Origin of the sequence: Stenotrophomonas forensis (assembly GCF_028752115.1) — a bacterium.
Classification (GTDB): Bacteria; Pseudomonadota; Gammaproteobacteria; order Xanthomonadales; family Xanthomonadaceae; genus Stenotrophomonas; species Stenotrophomonas forensis.
Window position 1 is genome coordinate 4,105,944 of sequence record NZ_CP082270.1, and the last position, 22,507, is coordinate 4,128,450.

Sequence of the window (22,507 nt, forward strand, 5' to 3'; positions counted from 1 at the left end):
CAGACAGGTCCACCGTGAAACGCAGGCGCTACCTAGGTGTCGCGCCCGCTAGGAAAACTACGAAATGCCGATCGCATGCAGAACAGGAGGGTGTTACCCGCCAAGAGACCAGCCTGAAAACAGCAGCGAGCCAGCCAAGGCAGGAATCAATGCGCCATGCCACGCGTGATCGCCGCAGCGCGCTGCTTCAGCTGGGCCACGGCATCGGGAATCATCTCCATGCCCACGTCCAGGCCCGGGTTCAGCACCAGGCCGACACCGTCGCCGATACCGGCCAGCAGCGCGTGCACCGCGATCGGCATGGCATGGGCAAACTGCGGCAGCTGCTCGTGCCACAGGCCGGCGCGCTCGGGCGAGGTGAACACCGCGAACATCGGTTCGCCGCTCTCGCTGGTCAGCACCAGCGGCGAGATGCTCTCGTCCCAGGCGCCATCTTCGCCGATGGCCTTGTCCAGCAGCACGAACGCCGTCGAGGTCAACAGGCCATCGAGGAACTGCGATGCGGTCAGTGTCCCGTCCTGGGCCTGCAGCAGGCGCACCTCGAGGTCGTTGAGGGGTTCGAACGGGGTGTCGTGGTCCATGGTGGGTTCCGGTACGTGATTGCAGGGCAGACTTTAACAGCCCCGGCGTTCAACCGATGAATCCGTGCCGCCACAGCCAGCCCAGCAGGGCCAGGCCAGCCACGACCACCAGCATCAGCGGCAGGCCGAAGCGGTGCCGCCACGGGATCGGCACCCCACCCAGCTGCTGGTCCATGGTTTCGGTGTCCAGTAACCAGCCGTGCTCGCACCGGGTGCAGGCCAGCTCATAACGGCGCTGGTAGGCGAAGCCGAACAGCAGGTCGATGCGCGCCATCCTGTAGCGCAGCTGCGGCGCGAAGTCGGTTTCCGTTCCGCAACGCAGGCAGTGGTGGGCTTCCGTAGGACCGACGATCATCACCCGTTCCTGCTGGCCGATCAGGATCATGGATCAGCGCGCCTGGCAGGCGGGCTGCTGCAGCAACCACTGCTGCGCCGCAGCCAGCGTGGCGGCATCACTGTCGGTGCGCTGGTCTGGTTCGATCTTCAGCCCATCCCCCTGGCCATTGCGATCCTGCATCACGCTGGTGGTCAGCAGCAGTGCGCTGCCATCGACCAGCGGCCGCATCACGTTGGCAGTGGACAGCCCCGAGGTGGGCTGGCCGAAACTGCGCGTCTGCGGGCGGCCGCGGAAGGCAAGCACGGTCGCCTCGCCGGAACTGGCGGTGCGCGGCCCGGTCAGCACCGCCACCGGCGCGCCTGGGTGTTTCAGCAGATAACCGGGCCCGCCGAGGTCGACCCGCACGCGCTCGCCAAGCCGCACGCTGGACGGTGTCAGCTGCCAGCGCGTGGGGCCGTCCGCGGCGGCGAAGGACCCCACGTCCTCGTCGGCGCTGGGCGTGACGCGCAACAGCGGCGCCGCGCCCAGCAGCATCGGCCACATGTTGCCACCGGTGTTGCCGCGCAGATCGACAATCCAGCCGCAGCGGCTGCCATTGTCCTGGTCATCGATGATCGCCTGCCAGCGCTTGGCACGCTCCTTCATCTGCTGGTGCGCCGTCGGGCCCTGCATGACACCGTAGCCCTCGATCTCCACCCGGCCGATACGCGGGTCCAGTACTTCGGCCGGGGCCGTCGTTGCTTTCGGAGCCGCTGTCGCTGCGCCATTGGCGCGCGCCAGGCGTTCTGCCTTCGCCTGCAGCTGCTTTGCGCTGATCCACTCGCCATGCCCGCCGGAACTGCGGCCGGTGGCCTCCTGCAGCACCGCGCGGGCCTGGGCCGGATCATTCTGCGCCGCCTTCAGGCGCGTACGGATGGCCGGCCAGTCCACGCGGTCGCGGTACAGCGACTCCTTCTCCAGCATGTCCAGCAACTGGGCCTGCGCCTGTGCTGTCGGCAGGTCGATGACGGCCGGGGCGGCAGCCTGCGCGCTGCTGCAGAACAGGGCGCCCAGTGCAGCAGCGATCACGCGAAGATCAAGCGACATTCGACGTTCCTTCGTCTTGGATGAGTACCGCAGCATACGCGCTTGCCGCTGTCGTTGTATGTCGGCTTTGGCACGCGCCGCGCACAGCAACATTTGCAACTTTGCTCATGTTGCCACTCGGGCAAAAGCGCGAAGGTGGCTCTGCCGGCGCGCTTTGCGCTGGCCGGGATTGGCGTCCTGAATCAAACATCGAAGTGATCGAGTTGCCGCCTCAACGGCAATCGCGACAATGCACCGGCTCGCCCATGGCGGGCGGTGCGTGGGGATCCTCGAGATCCGTCGGCTTTTTTCGCTTCGATTTTGACCGGCACGCCAACCCGCACCGCCCGCCACCTTGCATCCCGCAGGTGGCCTTGCCTTGTGAGGTTGCTGCCATGAACACGCCCTACCCCGCCTATCCCCGTCTGCACGCCCTGCTGGGCGATGCCCTGCCCGGCCTGGCGCTGCCCACTCCCGTGGCTGAAGCGCTGGAAGATGCATTGTGCGAGGGCGACGGCGATGCCGCGCCGTCGGCCTTCTTCGCCCGGTTGCGTGGTATCGCGCAAAGCCACGCTGCCGATGGCCAGGCCTGGCGCGAACGGCACCTCAGCGAGTCGCGTGGCCGGGAACTGGCCGAGGCCACGCGGTGCCTCGCGGCGGTGTCCGCCTGCGGGGGTGTGTTGCTGGCGGCGCAGTCGGCGCGCGAGATGGATGATGCGGCAGCGCAGTGCCCGCCGCAGGTGGAGGAAGGCCTGCTGCATGCGGTGGTGGTGCTGGCCGATCATGCGGGCGGGTTGGTGGCACCCGGTGCACGCGCGGGATCGTGACGCCGATGGATTCGTGTCGACCAAGGTCGACACCCACCAGAGCAGATTATGGCGTCGGTTGGAACCCGGAGCAGGTCATGGCGCCGGTTGGAATCCAGAGCGCATCATGGCGGTGATGGGATGAGTGCCGACCGAGGTCGGCACCCACCCGGGCGCGCGGCCGTCACCAGTCCGCGCGCAGGCCGATGTTGCCTTCGATGATGCGGCGCTTCTCGTTGCGATCGCCGCCCAGTTCGCGGGTGTAATCGGCCACCGCGTAGGCGCTGATGGTGCGGTTGAAGCGCCCGACCACACCCACGCCGGCTTCCAGCGCACGCGAGCGCTGCGAGTTGACGATCACGTCGCCGTCGAAGCGGATGCGATCCTCGCCGGAGCCGCCGTGCCAGTAGTTGAGCTTGAAGTACGGCTGCCAGCCGTTGTCGGCCAACTGGTAGTCACCGGTCAGGCGCAGGCCGATGCGGCCGGTCCAGGCGTTGTCGTTGTCGAAGCGCACGCTCGATACCGCATCACGACGGTCATCCAGCGCGGTGCGCTGCCAGATCACCTGTACCTGCGGCTCCAGCCACCAGGCCGACTGGCCGAACTGCAGCAGCGGCTTGCCGGCCTCCACCGACACGCTGGTGCCATCGCCCTTGATGCCGAAGCCCAGCCCGCGCGAGGAACGCACGCGCCCGTCGTAACGGCTCTGCATCGCTACCGCATCGATGTAGCCACCGTTGCTGCCGGTGAGTGTCCAGTACAGGCCCACGTGCTTGTCGTCCAGCCGGTTCTGGCCCACCTGCACGTTCTCCCAGCCCAGCGCCAGGCCGGTGGTCTTGCCCTGCGCGCGGGTACGGCCGACAAACACGCCGATCTGGTTGCGATGGTTGTCGTTGGCCGCAGCCCACACATCAAGGCCGGCCTGCAGGCCCATCACATCGCCGTCGAACCCGGGCTGCGCATCGCCCTTCCAGTGAATCTCGCTGCTCTGCCCGACCAGCCGGCCCCAGGCGGTGCGCAGCGCGCCCTGGTTGTACAGCAGGCGCTGCTCGCCCTGCCGTTCGTGGAACGTGCCGAGGCTGGCCAGAGAGGCCTCGCGCAGCAGGGGCGGCACCACCGCGTAGGTGGCGGTCTCCACGCGGTACAGCGGCACCACGGCGCCCTCTGCCGGGCGCGCATCCGGTGTCGGCGGCGCGCCCGTGCCGGGCAGACTGCCACCGGCCACCGGCACCTCGGGCACTTCCGGATCGGTCGGCGGCGGCGCCGGCGGTGGCTCCGGCGGCGGTGGCGGTGGGGCGGTCTCACCGGCGGTCAGGTCCGGATCGGTGGCGCCTTCGGGCGGCGGGGGTGGCGCCGGCGTGATCGGCGGCGGCGGGGCCACCGGCGGTGTTGGCGGTGGTGGCGTGACGGTACCGCCGCCATTGGGCGCCGGGGCTGGTCCCTGCACCAGCGTCGAGCGCAGGTACCAGTTCTCGCCGGTGCCCGCGCTGACCCCGCCCTTGAACAGGAAGTACTCATAGGCACCGGCCGCCACGGGCGCAAACAGCGAGAATGCGCCCGGCGCGGTGGTGGCGCCATTCAATGCCTGCACCACCAGGATGCCGTCGGTACGTGTCGCCGCACCACCGCCGCCCACGTTGAGGATGCCGACGCCGGTGCTGCCGGTGGCCGTGCCGCCGTCGAACACCAGCGTGTCACTGGCCGAATCATCGGCCCCCAGCACCGTCTTCAGGTACAGACCGCCACCGTCGCCGCGGTAATTGCCGCGCACGGTGAAGGCATCACCGGCGCTGCCGCTGGCGGTCAGGTCGATGCGCCCGGCATTGACCATGTTGACCAGGCCCGATGCCATGAACGGACGGATGGCATGGTTGCCGCCGCCAGCGAACAATGTGCTGGTGTCGTCGACGGTGAGCGTACCGGTGCCGGTGCCGGCATCGCCCAGAACCAGATTGCCGTCGAAGGTCAGTTCGGTGCTGCTGGCCAGGCTGATCGTTTCCCAGTTCTGGAAGCGCCCGACGCCGGTGGTCTTGACGTTGGTGAGGTTGAGCTGGTCGATGCCGCTGCCGCCGTCGAACAGGGGGACTGCACCGACGTGGGTCTGGGTGAGGTTGGCCAGGTTCGCAACGTCGTCATCCGGGCCCATGTCGATCGCGCCGTAGACGATGCCGCCATCAATCCAGTTGAAGGTGTCATTGCCGGTGCTGAGCAGCACCTGGCCGCGCACGGTGCCATCAGTGATGGTCACGCTGTCGGCACCGCCGCTGACGCTGATGTTGCCGCCGATGTAGGCCGTGCCCGAAATGATGATGGTGTCGGTGTCGAAGCCGGTCACCACGTTGCCGTCCACGGTACCGCCGGACATGTCCCACAGGTTCTTGTCGAGCTTCATGTTGACCCGGCCGATGCGGCCACCGGTCATCCAGGCCCGGTCGCCATCTTCGAAGGCACCGATGATGCGGCCACCACTCATGCGGAAGGTGTCGATGTTGTCGCCCTGCTGCAGGGCGCCGACGGTGCCGCCGGTCATGACGAAATCGTCGCGGCCACTGCCCTGCGCGACCACGCCGGTGATGGTGCCGCCGGTCACCGTCATCTGGTCATCGCCGCTGCCCTGGTCGACACGGTCGAGGGTGCCGTCGTTGAGCAGCAGCACATCGTTGCCATCGCCCTGCAGGACACCGCCGGTGATGCTGCCGGCCTGCATCTCCAGGCGATCATTGCCGGCACCGAACTGCACGCCGGTTCCGCCACTGAGCGTTCCGCGGTTGACCAGCACGCTGTCACCATTGCCGACGAACTGCAGGGCGATGTTGTTGCCCGTGCTGATGCTGCCAAGGTTCTCGACGCGGCTGCCGCCGCCGAGCTGCACCGCCACGCCGCTGACCGAACTGATCGCGCCCTGGTTGGACAGCAGATGGCCCCCTGCGCCGACCAGCGAGATGGCGGAACCGCCACCGCTCTGCTGCAGTTGCGCGCTGCTGGCAACGTTGACGGTGATGCCGGCCGCGCCGCTGGCAGCGATGGGAACGGTCTGCGGGTTGGGTGCGCTGGCAGTGCAGGTGACCGTCTGGCCGGCAACGGGCGCAATGGCGTCACAGCCGGCCCAGGCGACGCTGGCGGACATCAGCATGACGGAGGGAACGGCCAGGGCCTGCAGCACGGAAACGGTGAGGCGGCGCGGACGAAACGCGCGCGGGACGGCACGGGACATACAGCACTCCTGGACAGGGGATCAGGAACTGCGGATATGCGGTACTGCGAGCGCAGTCTGCCTTGTCGTGAATGGTTTCGACAGGTGAATTTACGTGCCAGTGATCACACTTCAATTGCGAACTCGAGCGACTCTCACCTGGCCTCTACGTGACTGAAACCATTCATTTTTCTGAAGGCCACCAGTAGCGAGAAGAGCATCCACGCAGGGCGTGGATCTACTGAACCAGCACGCGCATCCCGGACGATCCACGCCATGCGTGGATGAGGCGGGTCAGATCTTCAGGTAGATCTTCCGCCGGTCCAACCACCAGGCCACGCCCCACCACAGCGCGACGAATGCCACCGCCTGCAGTATCGACGCCAGCTCCAGCGCCTGTGGCATCGCATCGGCCAGCTGCTGCCAGATCCAGCCCCAGGCGCCAGTAGCCATCAGCACCACGGACATGACCGACGCGCCAAGATAGGCGGTGATCGCATTGACCCCGAAGCGCCGCCCCAGCGCCGGCCAACCCTTGCGGTCGATCAGCACGTGGCCCAGCCACAGCGCCAGTGCGGCAAGGCCACCGGTCCACAGCACATAGCTGGGCGTCCACAGCTGTTTGTTCAACGGCAGCACGGTGGCCAGCAGCAACCCGAGCACAGCGGTTGCCACGCCCAGCCCGGCCAGGGCCGCCGAACGCCCGTTGCGCAGCAGGCCGCCGGCAAACAGGCCGAGCACGGTGCTGGCCAGGGCGCCCAGGGTACTCAGCAATCCTTCCGGGTCATGGCCAAGCCCGGTATCGGCATGCCACTGGTAGATCCACGGGGCGAACAGCGCGGTATCCAGGCGGCTGGCCGGATTGGTCCACGGCGCCAGATCGCCGATGCCCAGCAGCAGTACGGTGTACCCCACCAGCAGCGTGACCAGCACGGCCGCCTGCACGCGCGGCCGCGCATACACCGCCAGCACGCCCACCAGCGCCGCACATACCGCGATGCGTTGCAGCACGCCCCATATGCGGAAGTGATGCGTATGCAGCGCCCACCAGATCAACAGATGCAACAGCGCACCGGCCAGCAGGATGCGCAGCGCGCGTTCCAGCACGCCACGCGCCAACGCAGGGCGGACCGACGCGTCCAGCGCGCGCGGTGCCACGCTGAAGGCCATCGACACACCGACCAGGAACAGGAAGAACGGGAACACCAGATCGGTGGGCGTGCAGCCGTGCCATTCCGAATGACGCAGTGGTGCGAACACCGCGCTCCAGTCACCCGGATTGTTGACCAGCAGCATCGCCGCCACGGTGATGCCGCGCAGGGCATCGATCGAGCCCAGCCGGCGTGGCGGCGTAGCGTTCATCAGGCGGCCTCGTACTGTCCGGCGATCCAGGTGCCGCGCACCTGCAGGGCGTCATCCAACAGCACCAGGTCGGCCTGGTAGCCCTCTGCGATGTGGCCGAGGCGGTCATCGACATTGAGGAACTGCGCCGGGTAGGTCGAGGCCATGCGTGCGGCTTCGGCCAGCGGCTGGCCGAGCAGCTGCACCGTGTTGCGCACGGCGGTGGCCATGTCCAGCGCCGAACCGGCCAGTGCACCTGCGGCGTTGCGGACCACGCCGTCGATGGCCGTGATGGTTTCGCCGTACAGCACATAGCTCGGGTCATCGGCACCGACCGGCGGCATTGCATCGGTCACAAGCAGCAGGCGGCCACGCGGCTTGGCCGCCAGGGCCACGCGCAGGCTGGCCGGATGCACATGCACGCCATCGACGATGATGCCGATCCAGCTGTCGCGGTCTTCCAGCGCGGCGCCCACTGCGCCGGGTTCGCGGCCCTGCAATGGCGACATCGCGTTGTACAGATGGGTGAAGCCACGCACGCCGGCATCCAGGCCCGCACGGATCTCTTCGTAGGTGCCTGCGGTATGCCCAGCGGCGACGATCACGCCTCGCTCGACCAGCGCACGGATGGTCTCCAGCGGCACGCGTTCCGGCGCCAGCGTCAGCAGGGTCACGCCGTTGTCGAGCGACGCGGCCAGCGCGATCTCATCCTCGTCCGGCACGCGGAACTTGCTGGCATCGTGGGTGCCCTTGCGCGCAGGTGCGATGTAGGGGCCTTCCAGATGGATGCCGATCACGCCCGGCACGCCCTGTGCGATGGCCTCGCGCATCGCACCGATGGCCTCGCGCATCACGCCCACGTCGTCGCTGATCAGCGTCGGCAGCATCGCGGTGGTGCCGAAACGGCGGTGCGCCTGCGCGATGGTGCGCAGCGACGCAACGTCCGGCGTGTTGTTGAACAGCGCACCGCCGCCGCCGTTGACCTGCACGTCGATGAAGCCGGGCAGCAGCCAGCCGCCTCCCAGGTCCACCTGCTCGGCGGCCTGGCCGATCTGCGGCGCGGCATCGGGCAGCAGCGCACTGATGCGGCCGTCCTCGATCACCACCGCCAGATCGTCGCGGAATTCATCGCCTGCAAGGATGCGGGCGTTACGCAGGACCGTGGCCATCAGACCGTCTCCGTGACCTTGTTCAGGTGCGGCGGCAGATCCGGGTTGAAGCCACGGCGCAGCGCCAGCGCGTTGATCGCGCGGTAGAAGCTCTGCACGGTCAGCAGCGGCGCGCACAACGGATGCGGCGCGGCCGCGACCGGCAGGTTGCCGCCAGCACCGGCCAGCCATACCTGTGCACCGCGCGCGGTGAATTCATCGACCACTGCGCGGGTGCCGGCACCGGTCTCGTCCGGCTGTGCGAAGGCAAGCACCGGGAAGCCACGATCGACCAGCGCCATCGGGCCATGCTTGACCTCGGCCGAGCTGTAGGCCTCGGCATGCAGGCTGCAGGTTTCCTTGAACTTCAGCGCGGCTTCCTGCGCTGCGCCCAGGCCCAGGCCGCGGCCGAGCACGAACAGGTTGGTGGCCTCGACCAGGCCGTCGGTCACCGCGCTCCAGTCGCACTGCCAGGCCGCACGCATCGCATCCGGCAACAGGTCCAGTGCGGCACGCAGGTTGCTGTCCTGCTTCCAGTACGCGGCCAGCTGCAGCAGCGCAGCCAGCGAAGCCAGGTAGCTCTTGGTGGCCGCCACGCTCTTCTCGGCACCGGCATGCAGCGGAATGACCGTGTCGGCCAGCTGCGCCAGCGGTGAATCCTCGACGTTGACCAGCGCGATCACGCGCGCACCGGCCGCCTTGGCGGCTTCCGCATTGCGCAACAGGTCCGGGCTCTTGCCCGACTGCGAGATGACGATGAACAGTGCGCCACGCAGTTGCAGCGGTGCGGCGTACACCGAGCCCACCGACGGCGAGGCCGAGGCCACCACCAGGCCCAGCTGGGTTTCCAGCAGGTATTTGCCGTAGGTGGCGGCGTGGTCGGAGCTGCCACGCGCGCAGGTGACCACGAACGGCGGCGGCGCCGCGCGCAGGCTGGCGGCCAGGGTTTCCATGGTGGCGTGGTTGCGCGAGAACTGGCGGGCGACCACGTCGGCTGCTTCAGCGGCCTCGGCGAACATCAGGGTGGAAGTGGGGTCTGACAGCGACATGGCAGGCTCAGGCAGGATCGGAAGGAAGGGGGCGTGCGCCGGCCGGGCGCATCGGCGCCGTAGAACCGCGCACCACCAGTTGTGGCACGAAGCCCTGGTTGTGCAGCGGTGCCGGCGCGTCGTCGTAGGCGTCGCTGCGCAGCTGCGCGATCAGCAGGCGTGCGGCGTGGCGGGCGATGTCCTCGGTGGCCTGCTTGGCGGTGGTCAGCGGCGGCCACGACTGGCGCGAGAACGGGCTGTCCTCGAACCCGGCGATGGACAGGTCATAGGGCACGTTCATGCCGGCCGACTTGGCGGCGGCCAGCACGCCGGCGGCGATTTCATCGTTGGAGCCGAAGATGGCGGTGGGAGGCTCGCGCAGCGCCAGCAGGCGGCGCGCGCCGCGGAAACCGTCGTCGAAGGTGTAATCACCCTGCACCACCAGGTGCTTGTCCACGGTCATGCCGTAGTCCTTCAGCGCAGCCTCGTAACCGGCATAGCGCTCGCCGGAGGAGCGGTGCGAGATGCCGCCCCAGAGGAAGCCGATGCGCTGGTGGCCCAGCTGGATCAGGTGCTCGGTGATTTCGTAGGCGGCCTCGCGGTCGTCGACGAACACACAGGCGCCGTCGGCCGGGTCTTCGGTGGCGGCGATGATGCGCACCAGCTTGATGCCACGCGCGGTCAACGCCTGGATCAGGTCGCGGCGCTCGGACATCGGTGCGGTCAGCACCAGCCCGGCCAGGCGCGAACGCTGCACCCAGTCGGCCAGTTCATCGGCCAGCAGCGGCGAGCTGGAATCGCAGGGATGGATCTGCAGGCCGAAGCCGGTCTCGCGGCACGCGGCCAGCACGCCGTTCTGCACGCCGATGATGTGGTACGGGTTGGGGTTGTCGTAGACCAGCCCGATCACGAAGGTGGTGCCGCTGCGCAGGTTGCGCGCGGACGGGTCGGGCTCGTAGTCGAGCTCGGCGATGGCACGCAGCACCCGTGCACGGGTGGCCTGCATCACCGAGGGCTCGTTGTTGATCACCCGCGAGACCGTCTTCAGCGAGACCTTGGCCTTCTCCGCAACGTCCTTGATGGTCGCTCTGCGCATGGGTTTTCCCTGGGGTTGGCTGCCGTCCATCATCGCCGATCAGGCCTTGTCCTGCGGCAGGCCGGCGCGATGGCCGATCACCGAGTAGAACAGGATGTACAGGTAGCACGGCACCATCAGCAGCACGAACACCAGCTGGAAGTCGATGTGCTGCTTGAGCACGGCGAACAGCTGGGGAATGATCGCGCCGCCGGCGATGCCCATCACCAGCAGCGCCGAACCGGTTTCGGTGAAGCGGCCCAGGCCACGGATCGCCAGCGGGAAGATCGCCGGCCACATCATCGCGTTGGCAAAGCCCAGTGCGGCCACGAAGCCCACCGAGACGTAGCCGTGGGTGACCCAGGCGCCAAGGCAGAACACCACGCCCAGCACGGCGGAAATGGTCAGGTAGCGCGACTGCGAGACCACCTTCGGGATCAGCAGCAGGCCGACCACGTAGCCGATGAGCATGGCAAACAGGGTCAGCGAGGTGAACATCTTGGTCTGGTCCAGCGGCAGGTCGAAGCCGTGGCCGTAGGTACCGATCGCATCGCCGGCCATCACCTCCACGCCCACGTACACGAACAGGCACAGCACGCCCAGCCACAGGTGCGGGAACTGGAAGATGCTGCGGCGCTCGGCGGCACCGGCGGTGGTGGGAGTGGCGTTGGCTTCGGCGGACTTGATTTCCGGCAGCGGCGAGAACAGCACGGCCACCGCCAGCAGCACCAGCAGACCGGCCATGGCCAGGTATGGGGCGTGGATCTTGGCGGCGAAATCGTTGAGCAGCTGCGCCTTGGTCGCTTCATCGGCAACGGCCACGCTGGCCGACAGGTCACCGATGCCGTGCAGCACCACGGTACCGATCAGCACCGGCGCCAGCATGCCGGCGATCTTGTTGCAGATGCCCATCAGCGCGATGCGCCGCGCCGCGGTCTCGATCGGGCCGAGGATGGAGATGTAGGGGTTGATCGCGGTCTGCAGCAGGGCCAGGCCGCTGCCGATCACGAACAGGCCACCGAGCGCGCCCGGGTACCAGCGCTGGGTGGCGAATTCACCGAACAGCGCGGCACCACCGGCCATCACCAGCAGGCTCAGGCTCAGGCCCTTCTTCATGCCGGTGCGGCGCAGGATCCACGACGACGGCAGGGCCAGGAAGAAGTAGGACAGGTAGAACACCATCAGCACCAGGAAGGCGCCGACCTCGCTGAGTTCGAAGGCGAGCTTGACGAAGGTGATCAGCGGCCCGTTGAGCCAGGTGAAGAAACCGATCAGGAAGAACAACACGCCGACGATGGCGATGGAGGTGGCCACGTTCGGGCGCGCGCTTGCAGCGGGGACGGCGGACATCAGGAGGGCTCCTGCGGCGACGGCCGCAGAACGCGGCGTCGGAGAGTGGCTGGGAACAACGTTGTCACATTCTTTCGATGGACAACGGCGGTTTGTCAACTTCCCTGCACCGCCCCGCGAACCTCGTGCTGCACTGCGCAAGCCGATCCCGGCCGATCGGGCTGAATGCGCTGTAGCCCTTGAGTCCCATGCAGCAACGGTTCCCGTGTGAAACCCATGCTCACGCCATGTAAACGTTTACTGCATGTCGTATTCGTTGCGGCGCAGCAACGAAAGTGTCACGAACTCGTTGACATCGTTGTCAGCGGGGTTACAGACTCCGCCCCAATCGCCGCCCCTGATCCCGGGGTCGGCCCCACCTGCAGCAGGAGCCCGCGTGACCGCCAGCCACCCCGCCCCGGCCCATGTCCTGTCCCGAGTCGCGCCCTCGTTCCTGGCCGCCGACGTCGGTGGCACCCATGTGCGCGTGGCCCGGGTCCAGGCCAGTGGTGATACCGCCCACCCGGTGCAGGTGCTGGAATACCGCAAGTACCGCAATGCCGACCATGCCGGCCTCAGCGCGATCCTGTCCGACTTCCTCGGCGAAGGCCCGCGGCCCACGCATTGCGTGGTTGCCAGCGCCGGCTATGCCCGCGAGGACGGCACGGTGATCACCGCCAACCTGCCGTGGCCGCTGTCGGCGCGCCAGGTGGAAGCCGACGTCGGCCTGCAGCGGGTCTACATCGTCAACGACTTTGAAGCGGTGGCCTACGCCGCCGCGCAGGTGGACGCCAGCGGCGTGCTGCACCTGTGCGGACCAGAGACCGCTGCGCGCGGCCCGACCCTGGTGGTCGGCCCGGGCACCGGCCTCGGCGCCGCGCTGTGGATTCCCACCGCGCACGGCCCGGTGGTGCTGCCGACGGAAGCCGGCCAGCCGACCCTGGCCGCCAGCACCGAACTGGAAATGGCCATCGTCCGCCACATGCAGCGCGACCGCGCGCACGTGTCGATCGAGCATGCGATTTCCGGCCCGGGCCTGATCAACCTGTACCGCGCGGTATGTGCGCTGCAGGGGCAGGCACCGACCCTGACCAGCCCGGATGCGGTCACCGCCGCCGCCATGGCCGATACCGATGCGCACGCACGCCAGGCGCTGGATGTGTTCTGCGGCCTGCTCGGCAGCACCATCGGTGACATGGCGCTGTTCTACGGCGCCCATGGTGGCGTCTACCTGGCCGGCGGCATCCTGCCGCAGATCCGCGAATACCTGCACGCCAGCACCTTCGTCGAACGCTACCTGCAGAAGGGGCCGATGGGCGAAGCACTGGCACGCATCCCGGTGAAGGTCGTCGAGCACGGCCAGCTGGGCGTGGTCGGCGCTGCCAGCTGGTACCTGCAGCAGTCGGCCGCCTGACACCGCAACAGGCTTCAACGCAATCGCAGCACGCAGTACGTGGCACGCCAACGCACGGGACTTCGCCGCCACCCCGCGCATGTCTTCGCAACCGTAATCGAACACCGCCGCCGGCATCCAATCGAGTGATGAGGAGAGACATCATGAACACCCGCAAGACCCTGCTTTCGGCCGCCATCGTCAGCTGCATCGCCTTCAGTGCGCATGCACAGCAGGCCGCCCAGACCGCCACCGACCTGGACACCGTGACGGTCACCGGTATCCGTGGTTCGATGGAAAAGTCGCTGGACACCAAGCGCGAAGCCAATGCGCGCGTGGAAGTGGTCACCGCCGAAGACGTCGGCAAGCTGCCGGCGCACAACGTCGCCGACACCCTGCAGCGCCTGCCCGGCGTCAACATCAGCTCGTCCAGCGCCGACGAAGGCGGCTTCGACGAAGCCGACCGTGTCAGCCTGCGCGGCACCAGCCCGAGCCTGACCCAGACCCTGATCAACGGCCATACCGTCGGCTCGGCCGACTGGTTCGTGCTCAGCCAGGGCAACAACGTCGGCCGCAGCGTCAGCTACTCGCTGCTGCCGTCGGAGCTGGTCAGCTCGGTGGAAGTGAACAAGTCCTCGCAGGCCAAGCTGCAGGACGGCGGCACCACCGGTACCGTCAACATCATCACCCGCAAGCCGCTGGAATTCTCCAAGCAGTTCACCGCGGAAGGCTCGATCGGCATGGTGCGTTCGGACCAGGCCAAGTCGAACGACCCGCAGTACTCGGCACTGTTCAACTACAAGAACGACGAAGGCACCTTCGGCGTGATGGTGCAGGGCTTCAGCCAGAAGCGCGAACTGCGCCGTGAAGCGCAGGAAATCCCGGGCGGCTTCTTCAAGATCGGCGCCGGTGATCCGGTGGCCAAGACCAACCCCGACCTGATCGGCGTCAATGTACCGGGCCTGCTGGGTTCGACCCTGTTCGAACAGACCCGTGAGCGCAAGGGCGGCCTGGTCTCGCTGCAGTTCAAGCCGAGCGACAGCCTCACCCTGGGCCTGAACGGTTTCAGTTCCGAACTGAAGGCGAACAACTACAACCGCAACTTCATGATGTTCGGCAACAGCTTCGCCAAGTCGCAGGCGCCGGATCCGGGCTATGTGATCAAGGATGGCGTGCTGACCAACGCCACCTACAAGGGCGTGCCGGGCACCGACTACGCGGTGTACGACATGATCTACCGCGAGTCGAAGGCCAAGTCGAGCTATGTCACCTTCGATGCCGACTGGCAGATCAACGACAACCTGACCGCCAAGTTCCAGGCCGGCAGCACCAAGGGCACCGGCGAAACGCCGCGCCAGTACATCGCCGAGGTCACCCTGGCCAACGGTGGCGGCGCCAGCTGGGCCACGCACGGCAATGGCTCGCCGATCGACTGGAATGTCGGCGGCGATATCTCGCCCAACGGCGTGACCAGCTTCGGCACCTGGGGCAACCAGCAGGTCACGGCTGAAGACAAGGAGAAGTGGGCCACGCTCGACTTCAACCAGTACTTCAATGATGGCGGCGTGCTGAGCTCGATCGACTTCGGCCTGCGTTTCGCCGACCACAAGCGCGAAGCGCTGTCGCCGGAAGGTGCAACCCCGGGTGACATCTGGAGCGCGCTGAAGAACGGTGCCACGGCCAACTATCCGAGTGGCTTTGCCGGTGACATCGGCGGCACCTTCCCGCGCAACCTCTGGTACTTCACCCCGGGTGCGCTGAAGGACGCGGTGACCAACAACTCCACCTGGCTGGCCGGCAATGATGGCCCGACCGGTCGCCATAACTACGGCGCCGAGTGGAAGGTGAAGGAAAAGAACTTCGCCGGCTACGTGCAGGCCAACTTCCGCGGCGACTGGTGGAGCGGCAACGTCGGCCTGCGCTACGTCAACATCAAGCAGGACATTGACACCTACAACGCCGTCAGCAAGGCCGCCGACGCCGATGTCAGCAGCCTGTTCGGCATGTGGGAGCGCCTGGCCTTCCAGAACAAGCGCAACCGTGTGCTGCCCAGCGCCAACATCAAGTTCGACCTGGACGACAAGCTGGTGCTGCGCGTCGCCGCTTCGCAGACGCAGACCCTGCCGGACTACTCGGCGCTGGGTGCCTCCTCGTACGGTTCGGACCTGAACCGGACCGGCGGCGGTGGCAACCCGAACCTCAAGCCGACCCTGTCGACCAACCTGGATGCCAACCTGGAGTGGTACTTCATGCCGCGCGGCATGCTGTCGGTGGGCGCCTATCACATGGACCTGAAGGACTACATCGCCTTCGACGTGGTCTCGCGCCAGCTGTACAGCGAACTGACCAACCGGCTTGAGACCTACCAGATCTCCACCCCGATCAATGCCGACGGCAAGGTCACCGGCGTGGAAGTGGCCTACGAACAGCCGATCGGCGAGTACTTCGGCATCAATGCCAACTACACCTACGCCAATGGCACGACCTCGCACACCTGGTCGGATGGCTCGCACAACCTGCTGGGCACCTCGAAGAACACCTACAACGTGGGTGCCTACTTCGAGAACGAGCGCTTCGGCGCCCGGGTCAGCTACACCCGCCGTTCCTCGTTCCTGATCAGCCTGTCGGGCACCAACCCGTACTACCAGGATGACTTCGGCACGCTGTCGGCATCGCTGAGCTACAAGGCCACCGACTGGCTGAGCATCAGCCTGGATGGCCTGAACCTCAACAACCCGACCTACAAGTACTACCAGACCGCGGCCATCCCGACCTCGTTCTACAGCAACGGTCGCCAGTACTACCTCAACTTCCGCTTCAAGTACTGATCCAGCGGCGGCAACATCGCCGAGTCGTGCACGCACGCCGGGCCTGGGTCATTCCGGGCCCGGCGTTTTTCATGTATAGCGTTCATCGCACCGTTCCAAGGAGTCGTACCGATGGTCAAGCCTTCCCGCGCCCGGATGCGCAGCGCAGTGCTGCTGGGCAGCCTGCTCGCCCTGCTGCCGGCGATGCCGGCACTCGCCGCCGATCCCACGCCCGCCGCAGAAGCGCCCGGCCCGCAGCTGCGCGCCGGCAGCCTGATGCTGATTCCCGCGCCGTCCAACGTGCAGCGTGGCCAGGGCAGCGGCATCACTGTCCGTGCCGATACCGTGCTGTACGCCGAAGGCGAAGCCGCGCAACGCGTCGCCACCCAGTTTGCCGACCTGCTGGCCCGCAGTGGTGGCCCGCGCCTGGCCCTGGCCAAGGGCAAGGCAGCAGGCAAGGCCGGCAGCATCCGTTTCCAGATCGTGCCCACCTTCCGCGACAGCGGTGAGGGCTACACGTTGGACAGCACCGCGCAGGGCGTGGTGATCCAGGCCGGCAACGAGACCGGCCTGTTCTATGGCGCAACCACCCTCGCCCAGCTCGCCACCGGCGGCAGCAACGGCGTGCTGCCAGCGGTGCAGATCCAGGATGCGCCGCGCTTCAGCTGGCGCGGCTTCATGCTCGACTCGGCGCGGCATTTCCAGAGCCTGGACGAGATCAAGCGCGTGCTCGACGCGATGGCCGCGCACAAGCTCAACACCTTCCACTGGCACCTGACCGACGACCAGGGCTGGCGCATGGAGATCAAGCGCTACCCGAAGCTGACCGAGGTGGGCAGCTGCCGCCTGCCCGCCGGTGACGGCGGCATCGATCCGGTCAGTGGCCAGGAACATCCGTACTGTGGCTTCTACACGCAGGAGCAGATCCGCGACGTGATCGCCTATGCGGCCGCACTGCATATCCAGGTCATTCCGGAAATCGACGTGCCCGGCCACGCCACCGCCGCCATCGCGGCCTACCCGGAACTGGGCTCGATCAGCACCCCGCTGAAGCCGATCAGCGAGTGGGGCGTGTTCCCGAACCTGTTCAACGTGGAAGACAGCACCGTCACCTTCCTGGAGAACGTGCTGGAAGAAGTGATCGCACTGTTCCCGGCCAAGTACGTGCACGTGGGTGGCGACGAGGCGGTCAAGGACCAGTGGGAAGCCTCCAAGCAGGTGCAGCAGCGCATGCGTGCGCTGGGCATCAACAACGAGATGGCCATGCAGAGCCACATCATCAAGCGCCTGGAGACGTTCCTGGAAGAGCACGACCGGCGCCTGATCGGCTGGGACGAGATCCTCGAAGGGGGTCTGCCACCGCAGGCCACGGTGATGTCGTGGCAGGGCACCGAAGGCGGCCTGGCCGCAGCCAGTGCCGGCCATGACGTGATCATGTCGCCGGTCGGCTACCTGTACCTGGACTACCTGCAGACCGCCTCGCCGAACGAGCCGCCGGGCCGTCCGGCCCAGGTCAATCTCGGCAAGCTGTACAACTTCGAGCCGGTGCCGGCCGAACTGGCTGCCGACAAGCGCGGGCACATCCTGGGCCTGCAGGCCAACATGTTCACCGAGCACACGCGCAGCTATGCACGCCTGCAGCACAACCTGTTCCCGCGACTGGCGGCGGTGGCCGAGACCGGCTGGAGCACGCCGGAACATCGCGATTTCCGCGACTTCCTCGCGCGCCTGCCGGCGCAGCTGCAGCGCTACCGCGCCTGGGGCCTGGCCTATGCGCAGACGCCGTTCGAAGTGGGCGTGGATTACACCGACAACCGCACCGCCAACACCGTGACCGTATCGCTGGCCAACCCACTGGGCTATGAGGTGCGCTACAGCATCGATGGCCAGCCGGTCAGCGCGCAGTCGCCGTTGTACCAGCAGCCGCTGACCGCGACGCTGCCGGCCACGGTGCAGGCCGCCGCGTTCTATCAGGGCCAGATGCTGGCCGCAAAGCCGACCGTCGCCGCGTTCACCGCGCAGTCGCTGCTCAGCCGCCGCAGCGATGAGCTGCTCAGCTGTGTGGGCCAGAAGGGCCTGGTGCTGCGCCTGGAAGACGATGGCCCGCGCGAAGGCACCCGCGCGGTGTTCAACGTCGACATCTTCCAGCCCTGCTGGCGCTGGCCGCAGGCGCAGCTGGACGGCGTCGGCAGCGTGGAAGTGCGTGCGGGCCGTATTCCGTACTACTTCCAGCTGGCCCATGACGAACCCAAGCGTCGCTTCGAGAAAGCCAAGCGTGCGCATGGCGAGATGCAGGTGCGCCGTGGCGACTGCAGCGGCAAGGTGCTGGCCGAAGTTGCGTTGCCGGCCCAGCCGGATGCCGATGGCTTCGTGACCCTGCGTGCAACGCTGCCGAAGGGTAGCCAGGGTAACGGCGACTTGTGCATCAACTTCACCGGCGATACGCGCCCGGCGATGTGGGTGCTGGATGAGGTGACGCTGGGGAAATGAGGGCAGGTCTGTCCTGGTGGGTGCCGACCTTGGTCGGCACCCCGGGTAGTTCATCCACGCATGGCGTGGATCTACGGGACGGCTCCATGCGTGCCGTGGATCTACCGGTAGGTGCCAACCTTGGTTGGCACGCCTTTACCCGCGCCAGCGCAGCAGTAGGTCGCGCAGCGGGGTCAATACGGTAGCCATGCCGGCCAGCACGCCGATCGTGTTGGCCAGCGCATCCATCGGATCGGCCGTGCGGTTGCTGGTCAGCGCGCCCTGCGCGAACTCGATGCCGATGCCCATCAGCACCAGTCCCACGCCCACCCACAGCAGCGGGCGGCCGCGCCGGAACAGCTGCACTGCGCTGCCGGCCAGGATGAAATAGGCCAGGAAGTGCTCACCCTTGTCGCTGTTTTCCGGCAACGGAATCGGCGGCGGCGGAATCAGGCACACCACGATCACCAGCAGCACCGCCAGCGCCCACAGCACGGTCCATAGCCGCGGCCTGCGCAGCGGCTTGATCAGCGGCCGAGCATCACTCACAGCCGCCAGCTCAGGTCACCCAATTCGAAGGCCGGCTCGAAATCGACGCCACGCTGCAGGCCGATTGCCTGGAAGCGCTCGCCCATTTCGGTCGGCAGGGTCAGCTTCTTCACCTGGTCGCGCAGCTGGATGCGGCCGACTTCATCGGTGCGCTCCTCGGCCAGCAGCAATACCTGGTCCAGCCCGTTGCCAAGCAGGAAACTGGCCTGGCTGCAGTAGCCGGCCAGCTCGAAACCACCGTGCAGGCCCGCTTCGGCCATCGCGGTGAAGTCCACCGAGGCGGTGATGTCCTGCAGGCCCGGCCAGCGATGCACGTCGTTGTGCACGTGGTGGCGGTAGAACGCACGCACAGTGCCATCGTCGCGGTCATGCTGGTAGAACTCGCCGCGGTTGTAGCCATAGTCGACGAACAACATCGCACCGCGCTGCAGGCCACCGGCCACTGCCTGCAACCAGTACGGCAGCTGCGGCAGCACTTCGGAACGGTAGCCCTCGGCGAAGGGCTTCTCCAGATAGCGCTCGATATGGCGCACCGCGCCGTTGAGCAGGATGTCGGCCGGCTGCGCGCCGCGCATGAAGCGGCCTTCGGCGTCCAGCTCGACGGTTTCCTCATAGACTTCGCCATCGCGGATCAGGAAGCGCGGCGTCGGCAGCGCGTCGATCACCTCGTTGGCGAACACCACGCCCTCCCAGTCCTCTTCGAACGGGCGGTCGATCCAGTCCACGCGCGCGGCCAGCTCGGCCGGCAGGTTCTGCTGCAGGCGCTGCTGCTGGCGCTCGCGCAGGTCGGCGCTGGGTTCGAGGATGGCGTAGCGCGAGGGCAGTGCATCCAGCTCTGCCAGGCGCAGCAGCACCGCCTCGGCGAAGGCACCGGTACCGCCGCCCAGCTCCAGCATCCGCGCCTGCGCACCCAGCTGGGCGAATACCGGCGCCAGGGCATTGGCCACGCTGCCTGCGAACAGGCTGCCGAGCTCAGGCGCGGTGGTGAAGTCGCCGCTGCCACCGAACTTGCTGGCGCCGGCGCTGTAATAGCCCCAGCCCGGGGTATACAGGCACAGCTCCATGAAGCGGGAGAACGGCATTGCCCCGCCCTGCGCAAGGATCTCGGCGCGCAGGGCGGCGGCCAGCTGGTCGCTGTGGGCCAGGGCATCGGCTTCGGGCAGGGGGAAGGTGGGCTGCATGGCGTCTTCGAATGCGGTGACAATGGTGCACAGGATAGCCGAGCCTTGGAGGACCCTCGATGAGCGATACCCACCCCGTGGTCCTGATCACCGGCAGCGCGCGCCGGATCGGTGCGGCCATCGCCCGCCAGTTCCACGCCTGTGGCTGGTCGGTGGTGCTGCACGCCAACACCTCCAGCGCCGAACTGCAGCAGGCCGCGTTCGATTTCGACAACGTACGCCCGGGCAGCGTGCTGGCCCTGCAGGCCGACCTGCGCGACGCCGACGCCCTGCCCGACCTGGTGGAACAGGCCGTCACCCACTTCGGCCGCCTGGACGCGCTGGTCAACAACGCCTCCAACTTCTTCCCCACGCCGCTCGGCCAGGTCACTGCCGAGGCGATGGACGAGCTGTATGCGGTCAACGCGCGCGCGCCACTGCTGCTGTCACAGGCAGCCGCGCCCTACCTGCGCCGCCAGCAGGGCTGCATCGTCAACCTGACCGACCTGCACGGCACCGATCCGATGCGTGACCACATCGCCTACACCATGGCCAAGGCCGCGCTGGAGATGGCCACCCGTTCGCTGGCGCTGGAGCTGGCGCCGAAGGTGCGGGTCAATGCGGTGGCGCCCGGCGCGATCCTGTGGCCGGAACAGGGCAAGGATGATTTCGCCCGCGAGGCGCTGCTGGCGCGCACGCCGCTGGCACGGATCGGCACGGTCGAGGAGATCGCCGAGGCGGTGTACTGGCTGGTGGCCGAGGCCAGCTTCGTCACCGGCCATACCCTGCGCGTGGACGGTGGGCGTACGGTCAGCTGAAATGTTGCCGGCCAGCGGCCGGCACTACCGGCAGTGCCGGCCGCTGGCCGGCAACCTCCGTCATCCGAGGTCAACCACCTCGAACGCCTCGCCGAACTGCGGGTGCGCGCGCCACAGCGCAGCCAGGTCCTGCCCGCTGACCGGATCGATGAAATCCGGCGCGATGTCGGCCAGCGGCTTCAGCACGAAGGCATGCTTCAGTTCCGGGCGCGGAATGCGCAGGTGGCCGGGGCCTTCCACCACCAGGTCGCCATAGAACACCACGTCGATGTCCAGGGTCCGGTCGGAAAAGCGCGGCCCGCTGCGATCACGGCCATGCGCGTCTTCCAGCGCATGCAGCCAGTCATCCAGCTCCTGCAGCGGCAGGCCGGTCTCGATCGCCACTGCGTTGTTGAGGAAGGCCGGGCCATCGAAGCCAACCGCGGCGGTACGGTAGGCGGGCGACACCTGCAGCGCGCCGAAGCGCTCGCGCAGGGCCGTCACCGCGGCGTGGAGGTAGCGGCGGGGCTGGACGTTGCTGCCCAGGCTCAGGAGCACGGTGGTCATGCGGTTCAGGTGACGGCACTTGGGGGGCGTGGACATGCCGTCGTCACGGCGGCCTGCCTACAATCCGGGACGCACATGATAGGGCACCGACATGACCTATTGCGTTGGAATCGAGGTCGACGAGGGCCTGGTCTTCGCCGCCGATACCCGGACCAATGCCTCGCTGGACGATGTGCGCGTGCATCGCAAGCTGCACGTGTTCGAGTATCCCGGCCAGGCGGTCTACGTGCTGATGGCGGCGGGCAACCTGGCCACCACCCAGCTGCTGGTGTCACGCCTGGGGCGCGATGCCGCGGAACGGCGCACGCCCAACCTGCGCGACATGGCCCATCTGTTCGAGGCCGCCGAGTACGTCGGCCAGCTGCTGGTCGACAGCCAGGTGCACAGCGTCCACAGCGAGCACGGCCATGACGGGGTCAACACCCAGGCCACGCTGATCTTCGGCGGCCAGATCGCTGGCGAGCGGCCGGGGCTGTACATGATCTATCCGCTGGGCAATGCCATTGCCGCCTCGCCGGAGACGCCCTACCTGCAGATCGGCGAATCCAAGTACGGCAAGCCGATCCTCGACCGCATCCTCAGCCCGGCCACACGCCTGGAAGACGCGGCGCGCACGGCGATCGTCTCGCTCGATTCGACCATCCGCTCCAACCTGTCGGTGGGCCTGCCGATCGACCTGGCGCTGCTGCGCGATGGCGAGCTGCACATCGGCCAGCAACTGCGGCTGGGCGCGGACTCGGCGCTGTATGCCGACATCCACCAGAACTGGTCGCGGCGGCTGGAACAGGCGGTGGACAGCCTGCCGCGGTTCCCGTGGGAAACCACCGAACGGTAGTGCCGGCCGCTGGCCGGCAACCGCAGT

Annotated in this window: 18 protein-coding genes; 6 read left to right on the forward strand and 12 right to left on the reverse strand. The window is 67.5% G+C overall.

The features are described from left to right. Positions 1-146: 146 nt before the first annotated feature. The 3 genes from K5L94_RS18825 to K5L94_RS18835 are packed head-to-tail and all read right to left on the reverse strand — an operon-like array spanning position 147 to position 2,004. Positions 147-581: an SseB family protein gene (locus tag K5L94_RS18825; RefSeq protein ID WP_006470037.1), complete on the reverse strand. Its 435-nt coding sequence runs from the start codon at positions 579-581 to the stop codon at positions 147-149. Positions 582-630: 49 nt separating this feature from the next. Continuing rightward, on the reverse strand, positions 631-966 hold the full coding sequence (locus tag K5L94_RS18830; RefSeq protein WP_053450804.1) for a hypothetical protein: 336 nt from the start codon (positions 964-966) through the stop codon (positions 631-633). Between the two features lie 3 nt (positions 967-969). Next, on the reverse strand, positions 970-2,004 hold the full coding sequence (locus K5L94_RS18835; RefSeq protein WP_080374965.1) for a S41 family peptidase: 1,035 nt from the start codon (positions 2,002-2,004) through the stop codon (positions 970-972). A 374-nt stretch (positions 2,005-2,378) separates the two neighbouring features. On the opposite strand from K5L94_RS18835, the gene K5L94_RS18840 reads away from it, so the two are divergent. Further along, a complete protein-coding gene (locus K5L94_RS18840) occupies positions 2,379-2,810 on the forward strand; it encodes a hypothetical protein (protein WP_053450806.1) in 432 nt (143 codons plus the stop codon). A gap of 163 nt (positions 2,811-2,973) precedes the next feature. On the opposite strand, the gene K5L94_RS18845 is transcribed toward K5L94_RS18840, so the two are convergent. From K5L94_RS18845 to K5L94_RS18870, 6 genes are all read right to left on the reverse strand, one after another. After that, positions 2,974-6,003: an autotransporter family protein gene (locus K5L94_RS18845; RefSeq protein WP_053450807.1), complete on the reverse strand. Its 3,030-nt coding sequence runs from the start codon at positions 6,001-6,003 to the stop codon at positions 2,974-2,976. Positions 6,004-6,276: 273 nt separating this feature from the next. After that, positions 6,277-7,344 carry an acyltransferase family protein gene (locus K5L94_RS18850; protein ID WP_053450808.1) on the reverse strand — a complete coding sequence of 356 codons (1,068 nt, stop codon included), beginning with the start codon at positions 7,342-7,344 and terminating at the stop codon, positions 6,277-6,279. Next, a complete protein-coding gene (gene nagA, locus K5L94_RS18855; protein WP_053450809.1) occupies positions 7,344-8,492 on the reverse strand; it encodes an N-acetylglucosamine-6-phosphate deacetylase in 1,149 nt (382 codons plus the stop codon). The genes K5L94_RS18850 and nagA overlap by 1 nt, the downstream gene beginning before the upstream one ends. Continuing rightward, on the reverse strand, positions 8,492-9,520 hold the full coding sequence (locus tag K5L94_RS18860) for an SIS domain-containing protein (RefSeq protein WP_053450810.1): 1,029 nt from the start codon (positions 9,518-9,520) through the stop codon (positions 8,492-8,494). The genes nagA and K5L94_RS18860 overlap by 1 nt, the downstream gene beginning before the upstream one ends. 7 nt (positions 9,521-9,527) lie before the next feature. Then, a complete protein-coding gene (locus K5L94_RS18865) occupies positions 9,528-10,595 on the reverse strand; it encodes a LacI family DNA-binding transcriptional regulator (protein ID WP_006391719.1) in 1,068 nt (355 codons plus the stop codon). 39 nt (positions 10,596-10,634) lie between these two features. Beyond that, a complete protein-coding gene (locus K5L94_RS18870; RefSeq protein ID WP_053450811.1) occupies positions 10,635-11,924 on the reverse strand; it encodes a sugar MFS transporter in 1,290 nt (429 codons plus the stop codon). A 376-nt stretch (positions 11,925-12,300) separates the two neighbouring features. Between K5L94_RS18870 and K5L94_RS18875 the strand changes: the two genes are divergently transcribed. The 3 genes from K5L94_RS18875 (at position 12,301) to K5L94_RS18885 (ending at position 18,593) form a co-directional block, all read left to right on the forward strand. After that, entirely contained in the window at positions 12,301-13,317 is a 1,017-nt protein-coding gene (locus K5L94_RS18875; protein ID WP_053450812.1) for a glucokinase family protein, read from the forward strand. A gap of 143 nt (positions 13,318-13,460) precedes the next feature. After that, the gene (locus tag K5L94_RS18880; RefSeq protein ID WP_274511156.1) at positions 13,461-16,124 is read left to right on the forward strand and encodes a TonB-dependent receptor; all 2,664 of its coding nucleotides are present in this window, start codon (positions 13,461-13,463) and stop codon (positions 16,122-16,124) included. Positions 16,125-16,235: 111 nt separating this feature from the next. Continuing rightward, positions 16,236-18,593, forward strand: coding sequence for a beta-N-acetylhexosaminidase (locus K5L94_RS18885; RefSeq protein WP_274511157.1), 2,358 nt, complete (start codon positions 16,236-16,238; stop codon positions 18,591-18,593). A gap of 135 nt (positions 18,594-18,728) precedes the next feature. Here K5L94_RS18885 and K5L94_RS18890 read toward each other — a convergent pair whose 3' ends face one another. Both K5L94_RS18890 and K5L94_RS18895 read right to left on the reverse strand, forming a co-directional pair. Beyond that, positions 18,729-19,121: a VanZ family protein gene (locus K5L94_RS18890; protein ID WP_049458854.1), complete on the reverse strand. Its 393-nt coding sequence runs from the start codon at positions 19,119-19,121 to the stop codon at positions 18,729-18,731. Then, a complete protein-coding gene (locus K5L94_RS18895) occupies positions 19,118-20,302 on the reverse strand; it encodes a class I SAM-dependent methyltransferase (RefSeq protein ID WP_274511158.1) in 1,185 nt (394 codons plus the stop codon). The genes K5L94_RS18890 and K5L94_RS18895 overlap by 4 nt, the downstream gene beginning before the upstream one ends. A 59-nt stretch (positions 20,303-20,361) precedes the next feature. Between K5L94_RS18895 and K5L94_RS18900 the strand changes: the two genes are divergently transcribed. After that, on the forward strand, positions 20,362-21,099 hold the full coding sequence (locus tag K5L94_RS18900; protein WP_008265570.1) for a pteridine reductase: 738 nt from the start codon (positions 20,362-20,364) through the stop codon (positions 21,097-21,099). 60 nt (positions 21,100-21,159) lie between these two features. Here K5L94_RS18900 and folK read toward each other — a convergent pair whose 3' ends face one another. Then, positions 21,160-21,645, reverse strand: a complete 486-nt coding sequence (folK, locus tag K5L94_RS18905) for a 2-amino-4-hydroxy-6-hydroxymethyldihydropteridine diphosphokinase (protein WP_164087068.1) — start codon at positions 21,643-21,645, stop codon at positions 21,160-21,162. A 91-nt stretch (positions 21,646-21,736) separates the two neighbouring features. On the opposite strand from folK, the gene K5L94_RS18910 reads away from it, so the two are divergent. Further along, positions 21,737-22,480 carry a proteasome-type protease gene (locus K5L94_RS18910; protein WP_274511159.1) on the forward strand — a complete coding sequence of 248 codons (744 nt, stop codon included), beginning with the start codon at positions 21,737-21,739 and terminating at the stop codon, positions 22,478-22,480. The last annotated feature ends 27 nt before the right edge of the window (positions 22,481-22,507 follow it).

Coding starts and splice junctions, on each gene's coding strand:
- K5L94_RS18895 (WP_274511158.1), bottom strand. CDS start 20,302: ATGCAGCCCACCTTCCCCCTGCCCGAAGCCGATGCCCTGGCCCACAGC.
- K5L94_RS18885 (WP_274511157.1), top strand. CDS start 16,236: ATGGTCAAGCCTTCCCGCGCCCGGATGCGCAGCGCAGTGCTGCTGGGC.
- K5L94_RS18840 (WP_053450806.1), top strand. CDS start 2,379: ATGAACACGCCCTACCCCGCCTATCCCCGTCTGCACGCCCTGCTGGGC.
- K5L94_RS18845 (WP_053450807.1), bottom strand. CDS start 6,003: ATGTCCCGTGCCGTCCCGCGCGCGTTTCGTCCGCGCCGCCTCACCGTT.
- K5L94_RS18870 (WP_053450811.1), bottom strand. CDS start 11,924: ATGTCCGCCGTCCCCGCTGCAAGCGCGCGCCCGAACGTGGCCACCTCC.
- K5L94_RS18860 (WP_053450810.1), bottom strand. CDS start 9,520: ATGTCGCTGTCAGACCCCACTTCCACCCTGATGTTCGCCGAGGCCGCT.
- K5L94_RS18825 (WP_006470037.1), bottom strand. CDS start 581: ATGGACCACGACACCCCGTTCGAACCCCTCAACGACCTCGAGGTGCGC.
- K5L94_RS18865 (WP_006391719.1), bottom strand. CDS start 10,595: ATGCGCAGAGCGACCATCAAGGACGTTGCGGAGAAGGCCAAGGTCTCG.
- folK (WP_164087068.1), bottom strand. CDS start 21,645: ATGACCACCGTGCTCCTGAGCCTGGGCAGCAACGTCCAGCCCCGCCGC.
- K5L94_RS18910 (WP_274511159.1), top strand. CDS start 21,737: ATGACCTATTGCGTTGGAATCGAGGTCGACGAGGGCCTGGTCTTCGCC.
- K5L94_RS18880 (WP_274511156.1), top strand. CDS start 13,461: ATGAACACCCGCAAGACCCTGCTTTCGGCCGCCATCGTCAGCTGCATC.
- K5L94_RS18835 (WP_080374965.1), bottom strand. CDS start 2,004: ATGTCGCTTGATCTTCGCGTGATCGCTGCTGCACTGGGCGCCCTGTTC.
- K5L94_RS18830 (WP_053450804.1), bottom strand. CDS start 966: ATGATCCTGATCGGCCAGCAGGAACGGGTGATGATCGTCGGTCCTACG.
- nagA (WP_053450809.1), bottom strand. CDS start 8,492: ATGGCCACGGTCCTGCGTAACGCCCGCATCCTTGCAGGCGATGAATTC.
- K5L94_RS18850 (WP_053450808.1), bottom strand. CDS start 7,344: ATGAACGCTACGCCGCCACGCCGGCTGGGCTCGATCGATGCCCTGCGC.
- K5L94_RS18900 (WP_008265570.1), top strand. CDS start 20,362: ATGAGCGATACCCACCCCGTGGTCCTGATCACCGGCAGCGCGCGCCGG.